Origin of the sequence: Aporhodopirellula sallentina SM41 (genome assembly GCF_000346505.1) — a bacterium.
GTDB classification, from domain to species: domain Bacteria; phylum Planctomycetota; class Planctomycetia; order Pirellulales; family Pirellulaceae; genus Rhodopirellula; species Rhodopirellula sallentina.
In genome coordinates, this window is sequence record NZ_ANOH01000446.1 from 12815 (window position 1) to 33500 (window position 20686).

The 20686-nt window shown below is 55.6% G+C and carries 13 protein-coding genes and 1 pseudogene; 6 read left to right on the top strand and 8 right to left on the bottom strand.

What is annotated here, in order from left to right; genetic code table 11:
- Positions 1 to 4: 4 nt before the first annotated feature.
- From RSSM_RS29215 to RSSM_RS29235, 5 genes are all read right to left on the bottom strand, one after another.
- Positions 5 to 859 carry a response regulator gene (locus RSSM_RS29215; RefSeq protein ID WP_008688362.1) on the bottom strand — a complete coding sequence of 285 codons (855 nt, stop codon included), beginning with the start codon at positions 857 to 859 and terminating at the stop codon, positions 5 to 7.
- Between the two features lie 132 nt (positions 860 to 991).
- The gene (locus RSSM_RS29220) at positions 992 to 4198 is read right to left on the bottom strand and encodes a PAS domain-containing protein (protein WP_008688364.1); all 3207 of its coding nucleotides are present in this window, start codon (positions 4196 to 4198) and stop codon (positions 992 to 994) included.
- Positions 4191 to 5540, bottom strand: coding sequence for an ABC transporter substrate-binding protein (locus tag RSSM_RS29225; protein ID WP_008688366.1), 1350 nt, complete (start codon positions 5538 to 5540; stop codon positions 4191 to 4193). Before RSSM_RS29225 ends, RSSM_RS29220 begins: the two co-directional genes overlap by 8 nt.
- Positions 5540 to 8005, bottom strand: a complete 2466-nt coding sequence (locus tag RSSM_RS29230; protein WP_236621469.1) for a sensor histidine kinase — start codon at positions 8003 to 8005, stop codon at positions 5540 to 5542. The genes RSSM_RS29225 and RSSM_RS29230 overlap by 1 nt, the downstream gene beginning before the upstream one ends.
- On the bottom strand, positions 7999 to 9102 hold the full coding sequence (locus tag RSSM_RS29235; protein WP_236621470.1) for a sensory transduction histidine kinase: 1104 nt from the start codon (positions 9100 to 9102) through the stop codon (positions 7999 to 8001). The genes RSSM_RS29230 and RSSM_RS29235 overlap by 7 nt, the downstream gene beginning before the upstream one ends.
- A 1133-nt stretch (positions 9103 to 10235) precedes the next feature.
- On the opposite strand from RSSM_RS29235, the gene RSSM_RS29240 reads away from it, so the two are divergent.
- Positions 10236 to 10901, top strand: a complete 666-nt coding sequence (locus RSSM_RS29240; protein ID WP_008688373.1) for a PEP-CTERM sorting domain-containing protein — start codon at positions 10236 to 10238, stop codon at positions 10899 to 10901.
- A gap of 1110 nt (positions 10902 to 12011) precedes the next feature.
- Here RSSM_RS29240 and RSSM_RS29250 read toward each other — a convergent pair.
- Positions 12012 to 12623 (bottom strand): hypothetical protein, encoded by a 612-nt coding sequence (locus RSSM_RS29250; RefSeq protein ID WP_008688378.1) that lies wholly within the window; start codon positions 12621 to 12623, stop codon positions 12012 to 12014.
- A 143-nt stretch (positions 12624 to 12766) separates the two neighbouring features.
- On the opposite strand from RSSM_RS29250, the gene RSSM_RS29255 reads away from it, so the two are divergent.
- On the top strand, positions 12767 to 13531 hold the full coding sequence (locus tag RSSM_RS29255) for a hypothetical protein (RefSeq protein ID WP_008688381.1): 765 nt from the start codon (positions 12767 to 12769) through the stop codon (positions 13529 to 13531).
- A gap of 250 nt (positions 13532 to 13781) precedes the next feature.
- Here RSSM_RS29255 and RSSM_RS29260 read toward each other — a convergent pair whose 3' ends face one another.
- Positions 13782 to 14798 carry a YdcF family protein gene (locus RSSM_RS29260; protein ID WP_008688383.1) on the bottom strand — a complete coding sequence of 339 codons (1017 nt, stop codon included), beginning with the start codon at positions 14796 to 14798 and terminating at the stop codon, positions 13782 to 13784.
- A gap of 289 nt (positions 14799 to 15087) precedes the next feature.
- Here RSSM_RS29260 and RSSM_RS29265 point away from each other — a divergent pair, with 289 nt between their 5' ends.
- The 3 genes from RSSM_RS29265 to RSSM_RS29275 all read left to right on the top strand — a co-directional run bounded on the left by RSSM_RS29265 (position 15088) and on the right by RSSM_RS29275 (position 17897).
- Positions 15088 to 16101: a DUF4261 domain-containing protein gene (locus RSSM_RS29265; protein WP_008688386.1), complete on the top strand. Its 1014-nt coding sequence runs from the start codon at positions 15088 to 15090 to the stop codon at positions 16099 to 16101.
- Positions 16098 to 16787 carry a DUF2461 domain-containing protein gene (locus RSSM_RS29270; protein WP_008688388.1) on the top strand — a complete coding sequence of 230 codons (690 nt, stop codon included), beginning with the start codon at positions 16098 to 16100 and terminating at the stop codon, positions 16785 to 16787. Before RSSM_RS29265 ends, RSSM_RS29270 begins: the two co-directional genes overlap by 4 nt.
- A gap of 150 nt (positions 16788 to 16937) precedes the next feature.
- Positions 16938 to 17897, top strand: coding sequence for an SMP-30/gluconolactonase/LRE family protein (locus RSSM_RS29275; RefSeq protein ID WP_008688390.1), 960 nt, complete (start codon positions 16938 to 16940; stop codon positions 17895 to 17897).
- Positions 17898 to 17909: 12 nt separating this feature from the next.
- Here RSSM_RS29275 and RSSM_RS29280 read toward each other — a convergent pair whose 3' ends face one another.
- Positions 17910 to 19220, bottom strand: a complete 1311-nt coding sequence (locus RSSM_RS29280; RefSeq protein WP_008688393.1) for an APC family permease — start codon at positions 19218 to 19220, stop codon at positions 17910 to 17912.
- A gap of 276 nt (positions 19221 to 19496) precedes the next feature.
- Between RSSM_RS29280 and RSSM_RS29285 the strand changes: the two are divergent.
- Positions 19497 to 20686, top strand: a pseudogene (locus tag RSSM_RS29285) (hypothetical protein); the annotation flags it as partial.

Genomic DNA, 20686 nt, shown 5'->3' on the forward strand with positions numbered 1-20686 from the left:
AGCATCATCGCCGAATCAAGAACCTCTTGAGCAACACAAAGCGTCTTTTGGGTGTTTGCTTACGACTGAAACTCAACAGTTGTCCGGTAATCTCAGACGCTCGCGACGTCGCTTCAACCACATGCGTTAGGTCGTTGTACGCCTGTCCTTCAGGGTCAATCTCCTCCATTGCGAAGGACGTGTAGCCACCGATCGCTTGCAACAGATTGTTGAACTCGTGGGCAACACCACCGGCGAGCGATCCGATCGACTCGAGTTTCTGCTTTTGCCTCAACGCTTGATCGCGTTGTTCGAGTTGTTGCGTTCGCTCCTGAACCATCGCTTCGAGTTCAACCTGCTTCACCGACGCGGCATTGATCAACCGGCGTTTTTCAATCAACGCGACCGCGAGCTGCATCACTTCGGCGTTGTCGAAAGGCTTCTTCAGGATCAACAACCGGTCCGAACGACCGAGCCGCCGCGAAATGTCTGCCCACGTGTTATCCGAATACGCGCTGCAGATCACGACCTGCAGGTTGGGGTCTGCCTGCCAAAGGTGTTCGATCGTCGTCAACCCATCCCATCCGGGAGGCATACGAATATCGCAAAACGCCAACGTATAGGGACGCCCTTCCATCATCGCGGACAGAACTTTTTGATACCCTTCCTGTCCTTGGTATGCTGAATCGAGTTCCACTTCCAAAGGCGGTCCGCCTTCGATGTCATTGCTGCCACCCTCGTCATCGCCAAAGAACGCGTTGGCAGCGTCCGCGAGGCTCTGCGTTTCACGGTCGACAGTAAGAATCTTGCGAAAGTCCTCATGGATCGATGGGTTGTCATCGATGATGAGAATTCTCGGCTTGTCCGTTTCTGATTTCATATCAAACTATTCCTGCGAAACGTTTTCACAACGAAGATGGGTTTCAGTGCTTGCGTTACCTAGGCAGATCAACGCGAACGATGTTTGAGGCAGCGAACTGCCGAGTCCCGTCGGGGCCGCGGGAAATTTGGCTCATGACATGCACGGGGCGATCTCCAATGCCGGCACGCTTAGCGCGAACGTCGCACCGTGGCGCGGGCCTCGACTCTCTGCAGTGAGCGAGCCCCCGAGTTCTTGCGCGACGTTTGCCGATGAATGCAGACCGAATCCATGCCCGGTCGCCTTCGTGGTGAATCCATGCCGGAAGATCTCAATCAAGCTTTCTTCCGCGATACCGATGCCGTTGTCTTCGACGGAGAAGACAACGTGATCACTGACGCGCCGGATCGAAAGACGAATGCATGGATTGGGAACCTCCGCGATGACAACCGACTCTTTGGCGTTCTTGATCAAATTCACCAACACCTGAATCACGCAGTGCTTTTCCAACAGACAATCAGGCATGGAGTCATAGTCATGCTCGATCTGGACACCGTGTCGGCGTAGCGAAGGCAAGTTCATCTTCACCGCTTCATCGAGCAACGCTGACGGTGCGACAGGTTCCTTGGGCGATCGATGTTGAGTGAACGTTTTCTGGCTCGCGACGATTTCCTTGATATGCTCGACCTTGTTCATCAGCTCGCGAATCTCGTCCAACTGGGCCTCGCGGTCTCGCGTTGCCGACGCAGAAAGTTCACTCAAAAATGCGGGGAAGCGTTTGCCTCGTTGGTCACGCGTGAAGTACTCGCCGAGTTCATGTTCATTCTCACGAATCACCGCGGACGCCTTGGCCAAATGCAAGACCGTTGGCGACTCGATCCGATCACGGATCGCCTGCGTGGACACGTTGATGCTGTTCAGCGCGTTACCGACGTTATGCAAGACGTCGCCCGCGAGTTCCGCCATCCCTGCTTGGCGTGCAGCGTCTTGGAGTTCGCTGGCGAGAACTTCTCGTTCTCGCTCGGCACGTTTTCGGTCGCTGATGTCTCGCGCGATCCGGCACGCGTACTCGGAACCACAGAAACTGCCGTAGTTTGTTGATGCTTCGATCGGAAACGACGTCCCGTCACGGCGAGTCATGGTGCTTTCGTTGGTGAACGACTTGGCCTCACGCAGTTCGGTCCAGTATTCATTCCATGGCTTCTGGCTGACGAGCGGATCGAGGTCCACGATCGACGCCCCGAGCAGTTCGCTACGTTTGTATCCGAGGGCTTCACAGCACGCACGGTTGAGATCGATCACCGTTCCGAAGCTATCAAAGATGATCATCGTGTCCGATCCTGAATCGAGCCCCTGACGGAGTCGACGCAGACTCAAATCACGCTCCCAGCGTTCGGTGATGTCAATGAACGATAGCACTGCTCCGGCGTCGCCTTGAATCGAAAACGGCGTGCCGGTGATCGAAACAATCGTGTCTTGTCCGCAATATCGAATTCGATACTCCTCGTTGCGAACATGTTCGCCTTTGAGAGCTCGCGCAATCGGCAACCCCGAACGTTGAACCGGATGCATCGTGATCGGATCTAGGAAGATGAGTGATGACGCCCCTCCCGAATCGCTCTTGAGCGAATCGCACCCTACGCCGAGGATCTGTTCCGCCGCCTGGTTGTAGCTGAGCAATTTTCCGTTGGCGTCGATTGAGACGATGCCGGACGAAACACTCTCAATGACCGTATCGAGCGTTTGCTTTTGCGCGACGAGGTCACGATTGGCAGCGGTCAGCTTGGCGTCCGCATTTTTTCGCTCGGTGATGTCCGACTGAATGGCGATGAAGTTGGTCAGTTCTCCGTCACGCCCATAAATTGGTCGCACCTGAAGATCCAACCAAATGCCAACGCCATCCTTCCGATAGTTCAAAATTTCGACATCAAAACCGCGTTCATCACGCACCGCATAACGCATTTTCTCGACGGTTTCCCGATCCGTATCGGGGCCTTGCAGGAAGTGACCTGGGATGAGTCCCGCGACCTCAGCAAGTGTGTAACCGGTCAACCGCGTGAATCCTTCGTTGACCCATTCGATCCGTGTGTCCGGTCCGGTGATGACAACCGCATCGTCGGTATACTTCGCGATCAAAGACAGCTTCTCCGCCTTCGCTTTCGCTTTGGCTAGCTCAATGGACTGCTCGGACAAAGCACTGAACTGTGACGCCAACGTGCGATCCACTTTTTTCGCCAAGACCAAGAACACCGTGATCGAGATGAGCCCCACCGCGAAAATTGACTTGAACCCTAGCGCAACGAGGCCGGTCGCATTGATCGCCGACTGACTCGTGAGAGCCGACAACCGGTCGAGCAGTTTGGTTTTCGTCGTTGCGTATTGGTGGAGCGCGTTGGCGTGCTCATCACGCAAACCTTCTCGCTCGCTATCGCACTGCAGCCATTCACAGCATCGTCGGTACAAACCGCCTTCGCCGCATTCAAACCATCGACCGTCGTCGCTGTCTTCGAACCCTTCGCCAAAGAACGCGGTTTCCAATCGAGTCAAACTCACCCGAAGGTCCGCATCGTTGCCGTCGTTGGAATATGAGCGATCGAGAATTCGACGCAATCGTGCAAACCGCGGTCGAATCTGATTGTCACGAATGTCGATCAACGTATCAGGATTGACCGCCGATATCAGTTGGTGTCGCAACAGTCGCAATTCATCGATCTCCTGCGCCTCTTCGGATCGAATCGTGAGCGGCGTCCACGAACGCAAGATGTCATTGGCCAACACCTTGGCTGGCTCTCCGCTGAGTTGGCGGAATCGGTGCACTTGAGCAGCGACTTCCAACATGCGAGTTTGTTCGGATGCCACCAACGCGATCTGCAACTCATCGAGCGCTGCATTGGTTTCGGCAATGCAAGATTCGCGATATTGATGAATAGCACTACGCTCTAGGGCCAACTCGGCGCATCGCACATTGAGCGTCCGAAGCTGGTTGATGGAAACGTCGACTTGTTCCACGATGTTGGCGATTCGCGGATCAGTTTGATTGGACTTGTGCAGCAGGTGGGCCATCTCGTTTTCGCGAATCGGCCGCGACGTCGCGTCGGTCGGTAAGCGTTGCCCGCGCAATACGGCAGCTGACTGTCGCACGAACTCCTCGACCAACTGGTCGGCTTCGCTCGCAATCTTCGACACGGTTGTACGCAACGCATCGCTGGCAACACGGTCTTGCCGAATACTTACCAGCGACCAACACGAGGCGATCAGCAACAGCAAAACCGTACTGAGCCCCACCGCCGTCAGTCCCCAAACCAGACCGATTCGATTGCGAGATAGCGAAAACGATCGAACGTTTTTTGAATCATTCACGATCGATTCCCTCCATGACACTGTTCGGGCCGAGGGAATCTGCGCCGGATTGATCGCCCGAAGGCATCGTCTCCGCGAGATCGTCTGACGACGCTAGCTCGCCTGCATTTTGCAGCAACACAGGCAACTCGGACCAATTCATCGGCACGACGTTGTTGTCTCGGATGACCGTTGCCCAAACTTGGTGGCTCGCTTGATGGCGGTAGTGAGTGAAACTCAGAGTGTTAGGGAGCCCGATTGAGAAATCTTCGAGAGCCTCCAACGTGTTTACCAACTCATCTCGACCACCCTCATACAATGGCGACTGCAGCGCCACCAATACAACGCGTCCAGCGATGTAGCCTTCCAAAGATCCAAAGCTCGGCTGCACCGCTTCGTTGGCATCAGCGGCAAACCGCCTCATCGCATTCCGATAGCGTCTCGTCAATTCACAGTCGGTGCTCGGATGTGGAACGACCTGCGTGACGATCACCCCCTCACCGTTTTGGCCGAGAGAACGAGCCAAGGGCTTCGCACCGACAAAGGAGACACTGAGAAACAACCCTCGGTAACCGTACTGCCTCGCCAAACGAATGAACTTTGCCGCCGGCGCGTACGCTGCCACCATAATGATTGCCTTCGGCGGCACCTTGTGAAACAAGATCTCAGCGAGGGCGTTCTCAACCGATGTCGTATTTCGGCGATAGCGACCGTGCGCGATGGTGTGGATATCTGAATATCCGTGTTGGCGAATCGCGTCGACGCCACCGCTAAAACCTGAATCACCAAAGGCATCTCGCTGGGAAAAAAACGCGATTTCGCTCGGGTGAATTCCGGCGTGGTTCACCACCGCATCGACCATCGCGGATGTTTCTTCCGCATAGCTGGCACGATAGTTGAAAACATATCGATCAGGTGGATCACGCCGCAGCACCCCAGCGCCCGTGAATGCGCACAAGAAAGGCACCTGACATCGATTTGAAATGGGCACGGCCGCGATCGCGGTTGGTGTTCCCACGTTGCCAATGATCCCGAGCACCTTCTCTTGATCGATCAGCCGTCGCATGTTGATCACGGTTTGTTTGGGTTCGTATCCATCATCCAGAACGACTAACCGAAGTCGCCGCCCATCGATTCTGCCGAGATGATTCGCTTCCGCAAAGGCAACGTCGACTCCCAACTTCATATTGAGCCCCAACTCGGCAGTCGGGCCGGTTAACGCCGTCGACATCCCAAACACGATCTCGTCGGTGTCTCCACCACGCACCTGTTCAGCGCATACTCCTATTGTCCATACGGTGAGAAGCAGGACGTTCGCATTGAGAATGCGTTTCGCACGAAGAGATTCTTTGAAACCTGTCATCACATCTCCGCCAAATTTTCCGAGGCATGTGCATCATCGAAAGGACTGTCGGCATCCTCTTCCAACTGAATCGCACACACTTTTTCAAACTCGATCTCACGACTCAGCACGAGCGGCAGTACCAACCGGAAACACGCCCCACGACCGGACTCGTTGTTTTCGATCTCGAGTCGCCCCTGAAGTGCCTTTGCGGTCAGGTCGCACGAGTGCAAACCGAAACCATGCCCGTCATTTTTGGTGGTGAAGCCGAACTGCTTCAGTTTCGGCAAAACATCTTTCGCGATTCCGGGACCGTTGTCAGTCACCGCGAACTCGACGTAGTCACCACGAATCCGTGTCGACAAGTGAACCTGCCTTGGCACGTCGTCAATCTCGCGGACAGCGTCTTGTGCGTTGGCTACAAAGTTAATCAGGATTTGCAGCACTTTGTTCCGGTCGGTGACGATCGTTGCAGACGAATCCAAATCTCGCTCAATAGCAATCTCGAATTCGCTGTGTCGGCCGAGATTGACCAACGCCGCCTGCTCCATCAGCTCCGCCGCAAACTCTCGCGTCAGCACAATCGACGAACTTGCCTGGTCTTGCTGCGCACGAATGATCCGATCGATATGCCCGACGTGATCACCGAGATGTCGATTCTCTTCCTCCAACCGTTGCTTCTCGCGATCCAACGTCGACGCGATCTGCGTGAGGAAATCAGGAAGCCGTTTACCCTGCTTGTCGTTTTGCAAGTAGTCACTGAGATCGTCGCGATGTTCGTTCATCACGTCGATGGCTCGCGACAACGTCGATACGGCACTATCCTCGAGCATGGCGGCAATCAAGTTCGACGAAGTGCTTACGCCGGTTAACGAATTGCCGACGTCATGCAGGACGCTGGTCGCGACCTCCGCCATTCCCGCCTTGTGAGATGCCTTGACGAGTTGGCGGTTGGTCTCGGCGAGTTCTTTTGCGAAGGCAATCCGCGCTGTTTCATCACGTGCAATCACGATATACCCTTCGCCACCGTCGAACGGGCCGATCGACATTCGACAAGGGAACTGAGTCCCGTCATCGCGGCGACAACGCACGGCGATACCGTCATCGTTTCTGTGTTCGAGACTCTGATACGCTCTGCTGACATCGATCATGTCAGCGAAACTCAAGCCCGAGATCAGATCACCAAACTGGACGTCGACCAGATCCGCTTCACCGCGTTTGGCCAACTTAGGCAGAAACATCCATTGCGCCGCGTCGTTGGCAACCGAGACCACGCCGTCGGCGTTCACAGATAGAATGGCGTCCGATGCGTTCTCCAAAATCGATCGCGTTCGGGCCTCACTCTCCTTCAAGTCGACCGTCATCTTCCGTGCCAACTCGACCGCGGATTCGCGTTGATTGCCAATACTCAAAACGAACAAAAACAACAGCAGGTCAATCACCAATCCGCAGATCACCACGATGGCTCGAATATTATTATCGTCAACGTCGAAGAAACTCGGAGTCGTTGCGAAGTCAACGATCCAATCTCGCCCGGATACCGTCAACGCGCTTCGGTGACAGTAACCTTTGTCAGATTCTGCGAATCGATCACCACCGTCCGATCCGCTGCTGTAGATCCTTTGCGGATTCGAATCCATCACCGCGTCCCAGATGCGGAACGAAATATCGCTGACGTCGCTACCCACAATTCCCCGCATCAGGTCATCAATACGGAACGCTGCGTACACCCAACCCTTCAATGATTCTTCACGTTGCCCCGGTGTAGCGACTTCTGTCCCCTTTTCATACACGGGCAGATAACACAACACACCGGCCTGAACGTCTTCTTCGGTTTCCTGCAACAGCGTGATCTTTCCCGAGATCGTCGCACGCCCCGTTCGAGCCGCACGCTGCATGGCCTCCCGTCGTACCGGTTCGGAATACATGTCGTATCCGAACGCGCGTTGGTTGCGCCAATCGAAAGGTTCGATATAGATGATCGAAGTATAGAAATCCCGATCGGATTGCGGATAGACACGGTATTCCGAAAAGCCCTCCGCTCGCACCGAATCGATGTGAGTTTGCAATTCATTTGGTGCAATCACCTTTGCGAATGCAAACGCCTGAATGCCAGGAAAATGTTCGTGTATTTGTCCGGTCTCGACATAGTCATGCCACTCCTGTCGCGACACATGTTGGCTCGCATGCCAAAACGCAGATCCGTCACGAAGAACTTGCTCGTACTCGAGCATTCGTTCCTCGATGCTGGTTTCAATCTCGGCAATTCGATACGCGAATCGCTCTTGATTTCGCCGTTCGATGTGCCGATCCGTTTGATGCCAAATGACCGCGGTAAGTACGAGTGATAACGCCAAGATTCCCCACGCCATGCCACGCCGACGGAGAGCATTCACGGCACGCCGCTTGACTCTCTCGCGAACGGACTCGCTACTGCGATAACCGTTTGATCGCAGCTTAATCGGATCGGATGGCGACATCAGCATGACAGCGTTTCCTCCCGCGACGCGACCGACTGCTCGACCAATCGCTTGAGGTGCTCGACGGCTTCTTGAATCGCTTCGAGTTCGCGTTGATGGTCACTGTGTTCGGTCCCAAGCTTGGACGCGAGGTCTTTAAACATACTCGGGAAGTGCTTCCCTCGACTGTCTTTGGTGAGATAGTCAGCGATATCGTTCTTTCGGTCATAGACGGTGTTCGCCAAGTTCGTGAGACTGTTCACGCGGCTCGACCGAGACCGTTCGTGTAGCAAGTTCACCGAGATAGCGATCCGTTCGAGTAGCGCGTTGATTGCCTCGAGCGCATCGTCGCTCGCCGACAGCGTGTCGGCTAAATCGGTCACCATCGCCTGTAGCGCCGCGTTAAGTCGATCCTGTTCGACCGCGAGATTGGATGCCGCCGTTGGATCAGGACGCGTTTCAGCGTTCGTTGCCATAGCACCAGCACGAACACGTTTTGCGAATCGATCTCGACGGTAACAAATAACGGAAAGGAAACCGGTGGTGATCAACAACCAATTGAGATGCTCGAGCCATTGGTACTCGATTACAATTCGATCGCCATACAACGTGTGCGGAAACAACATGCTTCGGAAGACGTAATCCGCCGACGCAAGCAACGACGCCGTCAGCAGTACGCGATAGTCGCGGTACAACGTCAGCATAAGTAGCGAGATGATGATGCAGAGGTGCGAAACAGCAACGCCGCCGCACAGATAGATAATGACGCCAGACCAAACGACCTGAGCGACCGCGAATGCATGGCGAACGATGCGTCTGCCCGCGTACTGCGCCGCGAGCAAAGTGGGTGCGATGCACAGCAAGCTACCGATCGCTGCGATCGACCAAACGTGAACGCCAGGCTTGTCGATGTCGCTGTTGAGCCTCGACGGACAGAACGCAGTTGCCGCGGCCGAAATCGAAACCAACTGAACGATAGTGATCAGACAAAACACCCAATCGATCCGCGCCGCATGAACGTCCCTATCGGACGGTCGTGACGCCGCGTTGTCGGTATTTCCTTCCGCTGTGCGGCGAACACGTATGCGTTCGCTGCGCAGCGGAAGGTGGAATGCCCCAATCATGATTTGCCCCAAACCAAGCTCGTGCATACCGTGCCCCATTGCCCGGTATGCGGAACACTACACCACGTGTTTTGAGCATGTATGACAAAATATGGCGATTAGGGGTAATCCCTTACTTGCTGCGTAATCCCCCGTGATCTATTCGATCACACGCCGATTGCTCGCGAGGAACTCTTGGCCTACAGAGAACTTAGCGCATTTGAAAGTAAATCGTGTCCATCGCCCTGTAGCCGAATTGGCCAGAATGCAGTGCAACAAAGTCCGACGACATCGGCTACATCATTCTTCAGACGCTGTGGCGATCCTCTGTCCACCCATAGGTCAGTGTTTCTCTCGGAGGGATTACAAGCGGTTAGCGCCAGGTCGCGTCAGCGCACTTGGGGAGATCGATCATAGGAAGTTCTGACCGACTCCGAAGGTGCTCGCAGCGAAACCACCTTGATGAATTCGCGACCACCTTCGGGGTCGGCATCAAGCTTTGCTCTCGATTCCCGCTTTGGTCGCTTCGCTTGACCGCCGGCAAATTGCTAAAGCGCAGTCCGCGTAAAGAGACTTGCGGGTAATGAACAGCTACCACTCCCTTCGCATGAATCCGTTTCAAAAAGGGCCTACAAGTGAACGTCAATCTCTGACGATTCCAATGAAGATGGTGCGCAGCGCGCAATGCAACGATTGTCAGACGGCGACACGATGGTTTACTTGCCGTTGCCGAATTACTTGCTTCCACTAGAGAAGCAACAAACCGACGCGAGAGGGGTGGGGGGACACACAAACCTTTCCCGTTCCAACCGCCTCACTCTCCGATGGGGGACAGGCACATTTTCTTACCAGGTGCATTCTATGAGCTAGCGGTAGAGACATCGTTTGCTCACTCATCCACTGGCTCTCAATGTGTGGATCACTTTCACCACGAAATCGACATCAAACTGAAGTCAATCGCATCAATCCCAGCTTCATGATGTGTCATGTTTGCGACGCTTTTGTAAGTCCAAAGAGCAGATTCAAACTTTTCGAAACAATCGGTCGTTCAGAGACGCATTTCCTATACGGATATTGATCCTAGTTGGCGCTGTTTTCCCCGAGGCCCTTATACGTGTCGGGCTGCTACGTTTGTTTCTACCTAGAGGATCATCATGTTTCGAATTAGTTTAACGACCCTTACGTTTCTATTAGCAATTGGGCTTTCGCCGCCAAGTGATGCGGCGACAGTCACCCACGTATTCAACCTGACAACAGGCAACGGTTCTATCGTCGGTGGCGAATTCGAGAGCGTCGTTTTTGAATACGACGATATGGCGGGCCTGGAGTTTGATGCTCAACTCTTCGTCGATGGAAGCCAGAGCATCACGCAAGATGCCAATGGTTTGGGGATCACGGGCGGGCTCCACAACGCGATCATTGATGATGGGGAGTTCGCAACCTTCACCCTCGTGCTGAGCAATATCTTGGGTGGCAGCGTGGCCTTCGACGGTTTTCAGGAAGTCGAAACGATCGTTGACAGTGGCGCAAAGATCTACAGCATCGACCAGTTCGCTTTCACCACTGCTGACAACTTCTCGCCTGCAAGTGGCACGAACGATATCTCAGGTACCTCGCCACAAACTTTCAGCGTCATTGCAGAGTCGGGTACAGGCAACTTTTTCCAACCAAGTGGCGTTGGCGTCCAGTTCACGACGTCTCCTACCGCCGTGCCAGAACCTGGTTCATTGGCTCTACTCGGAATCGCTGGTGTTGGAATCGCGTTTCGATCTCGCCGTAGGAAAACCGGCTCGATCGAAGCTCCCGAAGTAACTGCATAGCAGTTTTCAAAAGTGCTCGTGATTGGTTCGGGCCGGTCGGAGTGAGCCCAGGTTGTTCCGTGTCAAATGAAGCTAACACCGACCGGCTGACGAGCCTCTACGATTGTCAAATCTTATTTGGCGAAGCTGTATATTTCGTGGCGAATTGATCGTGGAAGATTCCCTGTCTTATCGATTGTCCATCAAAGACAAACGCGAGCTTATCACTGCAGTCCAGATGCCGTCCTATCTTCGAAGCAAACTGGATAGCTGCAACCTGCATCCTTCTTCACGCAGTCGTCAGCCTACTTAGATTGGGCTCCGAGTTTCTCGTTGAGCCCTTCGACGCGTCCGCCGTTTCAAATGAGCTGTTCATTCCGGCGTTGTTCGCTTTGGCGATGAACCGTTACTCGACGTTCTGCCCGGTTCGGCCGAAACAATGCGACAACGATTACCGGACCATCGTTTCACCAATCAACATCGCATTTTCCTGCACACTCATCAGCCGATCGACGTTTGCCGCGGCCAACGCGCGACAACCGGAACTAACGCGCGTCGGTCAATTGGTTGGAGTGGGCTGGCGGATCGATTCTCGGCATGGCATTGCAATCGCTTTTGATCGCTCCGCCAACATTCCTCTCGCCACTCTGACTCGTTTTGCGTTGTTCGCATCGACGATGTGTTCAGCAACAAAAAATCGCCTGAGTTCGTGATACCAGTCAAGGCAGGACACGAATCAGGCGATCGATGGGTGTTTCGTTTTCAAGCCACCAGTTGCGTTCTTCGACAAACTGGACCGGAGGACTTCGGCGCAGTCGCTCATGGAACGACCGTCGCGGGGGCGATGCGGGCTGTTGATTTCTTCGTTTAACGGCAACACCGTTCAATTTTCGTTTAACCCGTGCCCGAAGGGTAGGTTGTGTTCCTTCAAGCGTCGCCTACGGCTACCGGTTAAACGAAAACGGGTTGACTCTTGATTCAATCGACAAACCGGATGGCCTGGAGCTAGCGGTGCGTCAAAGCTCAATTTCCGGGAGGGCTCGTGAATCTCCGAAAGTCTTGGCGACTTTCGCTACGCACTTTGAACCCGATTCTTGATCGTGAGTCACCACTCGTCGGTTCCGCTATCTCTTAGAGATTTGGCGTGGTGTAAGGCTCGACGTCGCCAACCATGTGGAAGTGGTTGTGGTCAACATAGACGACTTCGATTGCTTCGCGGTCGTGCAGCGTGTGAGGCACCGGATAGCCGACCGTGGTTCGCTCGTCGAAGTAGATCGTGCACTTGTAGTGAGCGTGGTGCAATTGAGCGGGACCGATCAGCGGGTAGAAACGCGGCGGATCGATGTAGTCGGCGATCTTCTCTTTGATGATTCGCACATCGTTGCGTTGCTTTTCCCAGATCAGCGGGATGCCACCTTGTACCGGGCGAGCTTGCTCGAGTGCCTGCATCACCTCGTCATCGCTCGGTGGGTCCAAGGCCACGGGATTTCCGCCCGACGTGGTCGGCCCGAGGATCGGCACGCGATCGTAACGTTCCTTGTTGTGGAACTTCTGTTCCTGCAGGAACTGGTAATACGGGCTAACTGGGATTGGATACTCTAAGAACCCCAAGCTGATGTTGCTGCCGCCGAGACCATAACATCCGGTGGAGGCGATTGTCATGATCGCCAACGACCAGAGACAGATGCGAGACAGTGTTGAATTCATTAACCGGGTCATCCGAGCAACCTTCCGTGGTTTCATCGTGTTCGATAAAGCGAGCAAAATGCATGCTACCGTTGCAGCTTGTTTGCACTTCGCTTGCGTAGTTCTTCTATCGTGTCAAACTGTGCCGGTCTTGCGGATTATTTCGGAAATTCGACTGTTTTTGCCAAAACCGGACGCCCATGAAGGCCCCCAACCCCTATCAAACCAGCAATTTCGTTGACGAATCGGCGTCGGGGGACGCGGAAACGTTAACAAATAAGCACCCTGACGAGGAAGTCAACGGGAAGGCAGAAGAACCGATCGACACCACCTCCCGCCGCTTAACGCGGATCGGTCAGGTGGTACTGGCTACGTATTTCGTGTTGCTTTTCCCCGTTTGGCTGTCGATGGCGATGGCGGTTTGGTCCGATACGGCGTCGGATTTGGTCGCGTTTGTGCGGCTTAACCGCGGCCAGTTTGTTTTGCTGGGCGTTTTGCTGGTGGTCGGATTGGTCGGTGGGGTTGGATGCAGTTTCACGCCGCGTCGGGAACGGGTTTCATTGTGGCTGGCGAATTTCCTGAAAATCCTGGTCATCGGCGCCGGCGGCTGGGTCGTTTTGTCCGGCCGATCCGGCAACTTTTCGTTGAACCTGATGCCGTTGTTCCTGGCCGTGCTGTTCGCGATGTGGATGATCAGCGAAGCCTCAGTGTTAGGTTTTCTCCGAGCAACGGCGACCCGCAACAACGAACGCGCCGCAATGCATGCGTGTGAAGTGGGGATCGGTTGCCTCGCGGCGGCGGCTGGTTGTTTCTCGGCATGGGCGCTCGTGAAGCATTCCGCCTCCGCATCGCTTCTGGGGCTGCTGCTGACCGGAGTGACCTTCTCGACAGCGGTCGCGATCTCAATCGCCATTTGGGTGTTGCGGTGGTTCCCAATCATGCGTCGCTCCGAGATAAAGTCTTAGCAATCTGAAACTTCAGCGTCTGGAACCCTGCCCTGTAAACATTGCCCTGTAAACAGTGCACTGTAAACCTTGTCCTCTGAAACTTGCCCTCTGAGTCATCGGCGTCTTGATGCGACGGGAGCGTGTTTAAACGATATCGCCGAAACCGTCAGACTCAGAGAGACTGAATTCGGGCCAATCCAGTTACGGACATCGGTCGCGTCAAACGTCCAAGTCTTCTGGGGCTACTCATGTTAAGAATGTGCAAACGTTAGCGGCCGAGAACCCAAGCCATGATCTCTTTGATCGACAGCCCCAAGAGCACATGGGCATCCGCGTTGGGCACCAGGTTGGAAGCCAGAAACGGACGTTCGGTCCGGTTGTTTCGATACGCACACGGCAGCGGTATCAGATCGAGCCCCTTGTTGGACGCTAAACGTATCGCTCTCGGAATATGAAACGCGCTGGAGATCACACCAATGGTGGGTTGCTCGCGAGCGTTCGGGCCAACCCGGTCGAGCCATTCCTGTGGCGGGCTGTCGAGAAACGCGGCGAGAGACGCCATTTCCTGAGTGGTGTTTTCGCCTTCGATCGAAAAGATTGCCTCGTCCGGAACGCCGAGAGAAGCAAGCAACTCTCGGCCGACTTCGGACGGATTTCCGATCCCATCGCTGGACGTTCCTGTGGTGATGATCGTCTTCGTCATCCCAGAATGATATGCCTGCGCCGCCGAGAGAATTCGTTCGCCTTCGCTGTTGACCTCTTCGAAATCATCCAGCACGAGACTTGCCGACCCACCCAATGTGACTGCGGCGTCGATCGGCAAACTGCCTGGGTATTCCGCGGGCAGTTTTGTCCAACGCTCGAATTCAGGATGCGGGCTGGCCACCAAAGGAGCCTCCACCCACGACATCAGGGCTTGATTGAAAGACCCGTTACCGAGGATCGACCAGGCGGTAAAAAAGCCAAATGCGATGCACGCCGATCGAAATCGTCCCAACCCCGCGTTCCAGATCGTCACCGCCAAGAGCCCAATCCAAACCAGCGAAATCGGCATGACCAAAAGGGTCGCGCAGCGTCCGGCCGGAACAAACCCTTGTTGGAAATAACACGCCAAAACCAAACTCGCGGGCAACACTCCGGCCAGGAAGATCGATCCAATCAACCAACGCAGCGAAAACTCGCCAGCCGGCAAATCTCCATCCGGCGATTCTCCTGCCGAGGAGTCTTCATCCCGCGACTCGCATGCGACATCCGGACCGGTGGGGGCGTCCGACGCGTTGATCATCGTATCGATTTCCTGTCATTTGGGTGTATTAGCGGCGAACCTCGCTTTTCCCCGGACGAGGCCGTCTATACCGGTCACGCAAGCGAGAGAATCGACGTGAAATATGCGGCAGGGTAGTCAAACGATCCTCGGCGCGAAGACCGTCCGAATCGTCTCTGCGGGGCCGTAGCCCGGTTTCTCCCGTAGTGATCTCCACCTAAACTAACCATTTGGTTTGCAACCGTTGCGATGCCCGCACTAACTGAGTCCGTCCGAATCGACGCGACGAACTAACAACAGAGGATTTTCTATGGCTAAGGGACTTTTCACCCAAGGCATCGTGGTTCTGCTGCGAGAAAACGTGAGCATCAAAGATATCGCGGCGACGATCGACGAATTCTATCCATCCGATCCCGTCGAAGCCTCCGACGATTGGACGTTCCTCGGCCCCGCCGTTTTGCTGAACATGGACGAAGACGGCAGCGGGAAGATTGTCGTGGACGTCGTCGACCGCCCCTGGCCCGACGAGATGGGCGATCCGAATAGCGAATCGGAAACGGAGCGAAAAATTCACGACGCCTTCGGGCTGGGCAATTTCGGTCCGCTCAATTCCCCCGGTTCGTTAAAAAGGGCCGGCGAACAATCGTGGGTGTGGGAGGATGGTCGCGACGTCGGTGACCAAGTGAAAGCCTTCGTGCGCGTCCGCAGCTCTTACGTTCTCGGCCAAGACGACGACGCACCGATCCTGCCCGACGACTACGAACCGTTCGATGAACTCGCGTTGGTCACCGAGATCGCCGCCGCGGTTACAGAGATGCCACAAGCGATCTGCTATTTCAACCCTAACGGCGAAGTCCTGAGGGACCTCACGACGCTCAACGAGAGTTTTGAATACGCCGAGGAAAACGACTTTCCGCCACTGGATCTCTGGGCCAACGTCCGACTCTTTCGACTCGATGACGGATGGGCGTCGATGGACACCGTCGGAAACGGCCAACTCGATCTCCTCGACGTGGAAGCCTGTTTTCATGCAGAGAGTTACGACTTTGCCGAAGTCGAACAGTTCCTCCGCTTGGTGACATGCTTCCTGGAAGAAAGCGAAGAGCCGATTGAGACCGGTGATTCGATGGAAGGTCCCGGCGACGTGATTTGGAGAGTTTGGCAAGTTGACAGCAGCATCGGATCGCCGCAACGCAGCGTGCTGCGGTGTTTCCCACAGGATGGCCGCGAAGTTCCCGAAAAATATGCCGCCCCTAACATGTCCGACGAACCATCAACTGCACCGGAGAACCCCGCCGATGCACCAGAAGGTTCGGGTGAATGAGTAAGCCCTCGCCAATCTCGAAAGAGTTGTTCGAGTTCCTCGATGATCTTACCCGCAACAACGATCGAGAATGGTTCGCCGAAAACAAAGATCGCTACGAGAGCGTTCTCCGGGAACCGGTCCTGGAACTGATCACGCAGCTTGAAAAGCCGCTTCGTCGTTCAGCACCGATGCTGAAGGCGATCGCCAAACGCAGTGGCGGGTCGTTGATGCGGATCTACCGCGACACGCGGTTCTCCAAAGATAAAACGCCCTATAAAACCAACGTCGGCATTTCCCTGCGGCATCAGGCCGACGGCAACATTCACGCGCCGGGTGCGTATATCCACTTGGCCGACGACGAGTGCTTTGTCGCGTTGGGCTGTTGGCGACCGCAGCGAGAAACTCTCGCGGCGATCCGACGTGCGATCGACGAGGATCCCAAAGCATGGCACCGAGCACGTGACCAACGAAAGTTTCAGCAGTCGTACCAACTCGCCGGTGAATCACTGAAAACCGCCCCTCGTGACTACCCAAAAGATCATCCCGAGATCGTGGACCTGCGACGCATCGACTTCATCGCGGTATCCCCTCTGACGCCACACGACTTCACGCAGCCCGACATCGTGCCGCGGATTGTCGGCTTGATACGCGACGGCAAACCGTTGATGAGGTTTTTGTGCGACGCGATCGACGTTCCCTATTGATCACCGACGTGACTCAGTCGGACTCTGCGTACAACGGGCAACGGCCATCCGGCCGCGTCCTGATGTGACGCAATCACGCGTCGCATTCACCGTTCACAGTGCTTTCCTACGGCACCGAACACCCAACACTGAACTCCCAAACCCGCCGCGATGAACAATCCGAACGAACCGATCGTCCGCACCGCATCGGTGATCCCTTTTGAGGCCGACGCGGCGCGACGCTACCTTCCCGAAGGGCCCTCCGCGTTGACGGTTCCCGGTTGGATGTCCTGGGTCGCGATCCAACACGGCGTTTCAGTGGAACGTGGCTCGATCAACTTGCTCGACCTCAACACCAACACGAACCACTCGTTCGAATTGCCTGGGCGTCCGGGTTTCGCGTTCGCCATCGCGGACGATCAATCGACGAGCATCCCTACCCGATTCGTGGCCGGTATCGAACGTTCACTCGGGATCTTCGACGCCACAACACAAACATGGGAAACGTTCTGTGACGGTGTCGACGAGGATGTTGAAAACACAATTATCAACGATGGCATTGTCCACGGCGATGACATCCTCTTTGGAACCAAAGATCTCGAATTTGCAGATCAAAAGGCGGGTTTGTATCTCTATCGCGGCCACGATCGGCGACTGATCCGTCTCCGCGACGACCAAATTTGCAGCAACGGGAAGATGATCCGCAAAACGAGCGAAGGGCGTCTCAAACTGATCGACATCGATTCACCGACGAAGAAGATCGTTCAATACGACCTCGACATCGACGAAGGCTGCGTCGGCTCCGCCGAAACGCTCGTCGATCTGACTGACGAGCTCGGCGTTCCTGACGGAGCGGTCCTGACGCCGGACGCAACCGGAATCATCGTATCGATCTTTCTAACCGACGTTGCTCCACACGGCGAAACGCGCTGGTACGACCTCGCGACGTCGCAGCTCCGTGGCGTCTGGCAGACACCTGGATCGCCGCGAAACACCTGCCCCGCTCTCATTCCTTTCGAAGACACATGGCGAATCGTGATCACGACCGCCACCGAAGGAATGTCCAGCGAGGATCAACAGCGGTGCCCCAACGCGGGCAGGCTGTTCATCGCCGACACCGACTTCCGGTAAATGCAGCGCGAGTCAATCAGATGCTGACGTCCGTCGCATGGTCAACGCATAGACGACCAACCCGGACACGATCGTGACCAACGTCGCGATGACGTTTTCCGGGCGATGGTAGGCGGCCAACGCGATCGTAACCAACGTAGCAATCACGTAGAACCATGCCGCAACGACGCCGATCCAGTTCATCTGCACACTCGCTGTTCGTCGTCCCAACAGGATGGCGACCGTCGCGGCCGAACACAGCGACAGGGTGAGACCGAGATACGAAAGCAGACCTTGCAAACCAGCAAACGCCACAACAATCGCAATCGCAACGCCCTGCAAAATCACCGATCGCGTCGGTGGTGAACGATCCGAGTCAAACCACCGTGGCAGCATACCGTCGGACGCCATTTTCGCGTACACACGCGGTCCGGCGAGAATCGTCGACGAGACGCTCGATGCGAGCCCCAAACAAATCGCAACACGGACGAGCGTTGCCAACGGCATTCCCCCGATCGCTTTCGCCGCCACCGTCGCAACGTCTTTCTTGCCCGTTATCTCCTCCGGTGCAGCGGCGAACACCATGATCGCGTTGAGCAACAGGTACAACAACGTCACGCCAACGGTTGCTTTGAGCATCGCACCGGCAATATCGGTCCACCCCTGTTTGGCCTCGCGTCCAACGTAGATCGCCGCATTGAAACCCGCATAACTCAGCGAGATCCACATCACACTCGTCGCCATCGTTAACCAACTCGAATCCGGCAGCGGGGGCAGAGTCTTTCCGGCGACGTACCAACGCGGCCACAAACTCATCGACCAGACGACGAAACATCCAATCAACGTCAACTTCACGGCCACGAGCACGTTGTGCTGCAGAGCACCTCGCCGGGTATGAAACGCGTGTGCCGCCGTGCAAACCAACACCAACGCGATCGCGATTGTCCCGCGTGGCAACCACGACGGACGCCCCTCATCGCCGATCGCATAGGTTTCCATCGCGATCGCAGCAAGCGCAGCCGCACTGGTGAACCCGGCCAACACCGAAACCCAACCGGCCACGAACCCGACCGCGGGGTGCACAAATCGGGACAGGAATAAATATTCGCCACCGTTGTCGGTCAGGAGGCGAGCCAGTTGACCGTAACTGATCGCACCGCAAATCGCGATTCCGCCGCCGATCGCCCACGCGATCATCACCCACCGTGGATCGCCGAGATCCGCCATCGCGAATCCGCTCGTGGTGAAGACGCCCGCGCCGATCATGCTCGCGATCACCAACATCGCGAGCGACCATTGTCCCAACAAACCGGCTTCCTTTTCGGGCGATGTTGATCGTTCCATTCGTTCTTCGTTTCCTACGTTGGCACATCGCACAGTTCGCGATCGCACATTGTAGCGGCCCAACCGACCGTTCGAACCTCCACCACCGCGACCAAACGTCTCATCAGTCCGCCGCCGAAACGACACCGACGCGAGAAATTCAGCACCGCATTAACGGACCGGACACCAACGCACGCGGCCCGAAATGTTATCCTGGGTCACATTGTCTATTGTTAACGTTTTGCGATCCCGCAATCGTTCGCTCCGTCAATTCATCCCCACACCACCAATTTTCTCATGCCTCGCCATCTGCGATCCCAGCTTGCGTTCCTGCTCGCTCTTCTATTGATTCCAATTTGCTGTCCCGGTCAGTCAAGCGCTCAGACGCTCAGCAAGGAGGGCCGTGACCAAAAAGCGATTCACGATTTCCTGTTTAACACCTTCGTCCAAGATCGAGAAACCAAGTACGTCGGTTCGGGCCGCGATCGCGGACTCAAGGAAGTCACCGTGCTCGAAAAGTCGATAGAGCTACGCGACGGCACCGAACTGCTGCTCCCGGAAGGCACCGAGATTATCGCTGGCCTGTTCCGCCACTTCGCGTTCCATGGCGAGCACCTCGACCGCATCAAAGAAGTTCGCGTGTTCCCATTTTCGCCGGACAAGTCTCCGCCACGCAGCAAACAGGTATCCGACTTCTACCGCATCCAAATGCCATCGATCCCGCTGTACGACGAACCGCCGGGGCGGATGAAGATTCGCTTCCTCATGAAGGAAGCCGACGGCGTGGCGAGGATTGACGACCTCGTCTTTATTGCTCAAAAGCAAATCCCGCCGGAATTCGATACGATTCCCTACCGTGATCTCGGATCAGAATTTCCACGCGAGAGCGTCACGATCCTCATCGACATGGACCATGAATTGTCGATCGGTGGAACATCCGACCTGCAACGACAACGTTGGTTCCGGATGCACGAGACGCCCGGTGTGGTGGATCAATCGTTCGAACGGTGGGCAGCCGAGAGAAACTTTCTACCCGGTCGCGGTGCGTTCAAATTCAACCCGGGGCTGACGCGGGCATGGGGCAATTGGGAACCTCTCAAGGAACGTGCCGACAAACCGGGCGCCGCCGATCTGTCATTCTTCGACCAATACGACGCAGGCGTTCGGCATCGTAATACGATCCCCGAATTCAAGCGGATTCCGTTCGCCTATTGTTTCAACGACTGGCCCGATTTCATGTCTGTCCCCTTGATAGGACGCGGCACGCCGAAACCGGAGTACTTTGACGACGCTGCGGAGCTGGCCGCCGCCTACGTCGAAGAACAGATCGAAGACAGCGGATACACCGCCCAGTGGTGGGAAGTCAAAAAACGAGAGCAGCGTTCAATCCGAGTGGGCACATCACTGGAAAGAAAACCAAGGCATCGACGGGTGGGGATTGCTCGCAGACTTTCACAATCGGGTCGCCAAGGCGGTGCACGAGCGTG

Bases quoted from the DNA above. Each gene is read 5' to 3' on its own strand.
- RSSM_RS29250 (WP_008688378.1), bottom strand. From the start codon at position 12,623: ATGAAACCACGGAAGGTTGCTCGGATGACCCGGTTAATGAATTCAACA.
- RSSM_RS29270 (WP_008688388.1), top strand. From the start codon at position 16,098: ATGAGTAAGCCCTCGCCAATCTCGAAAGAGTTGTTCGAGTTCCTCGAT.
- RSSM_RS29230 (WP_236621469.1), bottom strand. From the start codon at position 8,005: ATGCTGATGTCGCCATCCGATCCGATTAAGCTGCGATCAAACGGTTAT.
- RSSM_RS29275 (WP_008688390.1), top strand. From the start codon at position 16,938: ATGAACAATCCGAACGAACCGATCGTCCGCACCGCATCGGTGATCCCT.
- RSSM_RS29280 (WP_008688393.1), bottom strand. From the start codon at position 19,220: ATGGAACGATCAACATCGCCCGAAAAGGAAGCCGGTTTGTTGGGACAA.
- RSSM_RS29265 (WP_008688386.1), top strand. From the start codon at position 15,088: ATGGCTAAGGGACTTTTCACCCAAGGCATCGTGGTTCTGCTGCGAGAA.
- RSSM_RS29215 (WP_008688362.1), bottom strand. From the start codon at position 859: ATGAAATCAGAAACGGACAAGCCGAGAATTCTCATCATCGATGACAAC.
- RSSM_RS29240 (WP_008688373.1), top strand. From the start codon at position 10,236: ATGTTTCGAATTAGTTTAACGACCCTTACGTTTCTATTAGCAATTGGG.
- RSSM_RS29225 (WP_008688366.1), bottom strand. From the start codon at position 5,540: ATGACAGGTTTCAAAGAATCTCTTCGTGCGAAACGCATTCTCAATGCG.
- RSSM_RS29260 (WP_008688383.1), bottom strand. From the start codon at position 14,798: ATGATCAACGCGTCGGACGCCCCCACCGGTCCGGATGTCGCATGCGAG.
- RSSM_RS29255 (WP_008688381.1), top strand. From the start codon at position 12,767: ATGAAGGCCCCCAACCCCTATCAAACCAGCAATTTCGTTGACGAATCG.
- RSSM_RS29235 (WP_236621470.1), bottom strand. From the start codon at position 9,102: ATGATTGGGGCATTCCACCTTCCGCTGCGCAGCGAACGCATACGTGTT.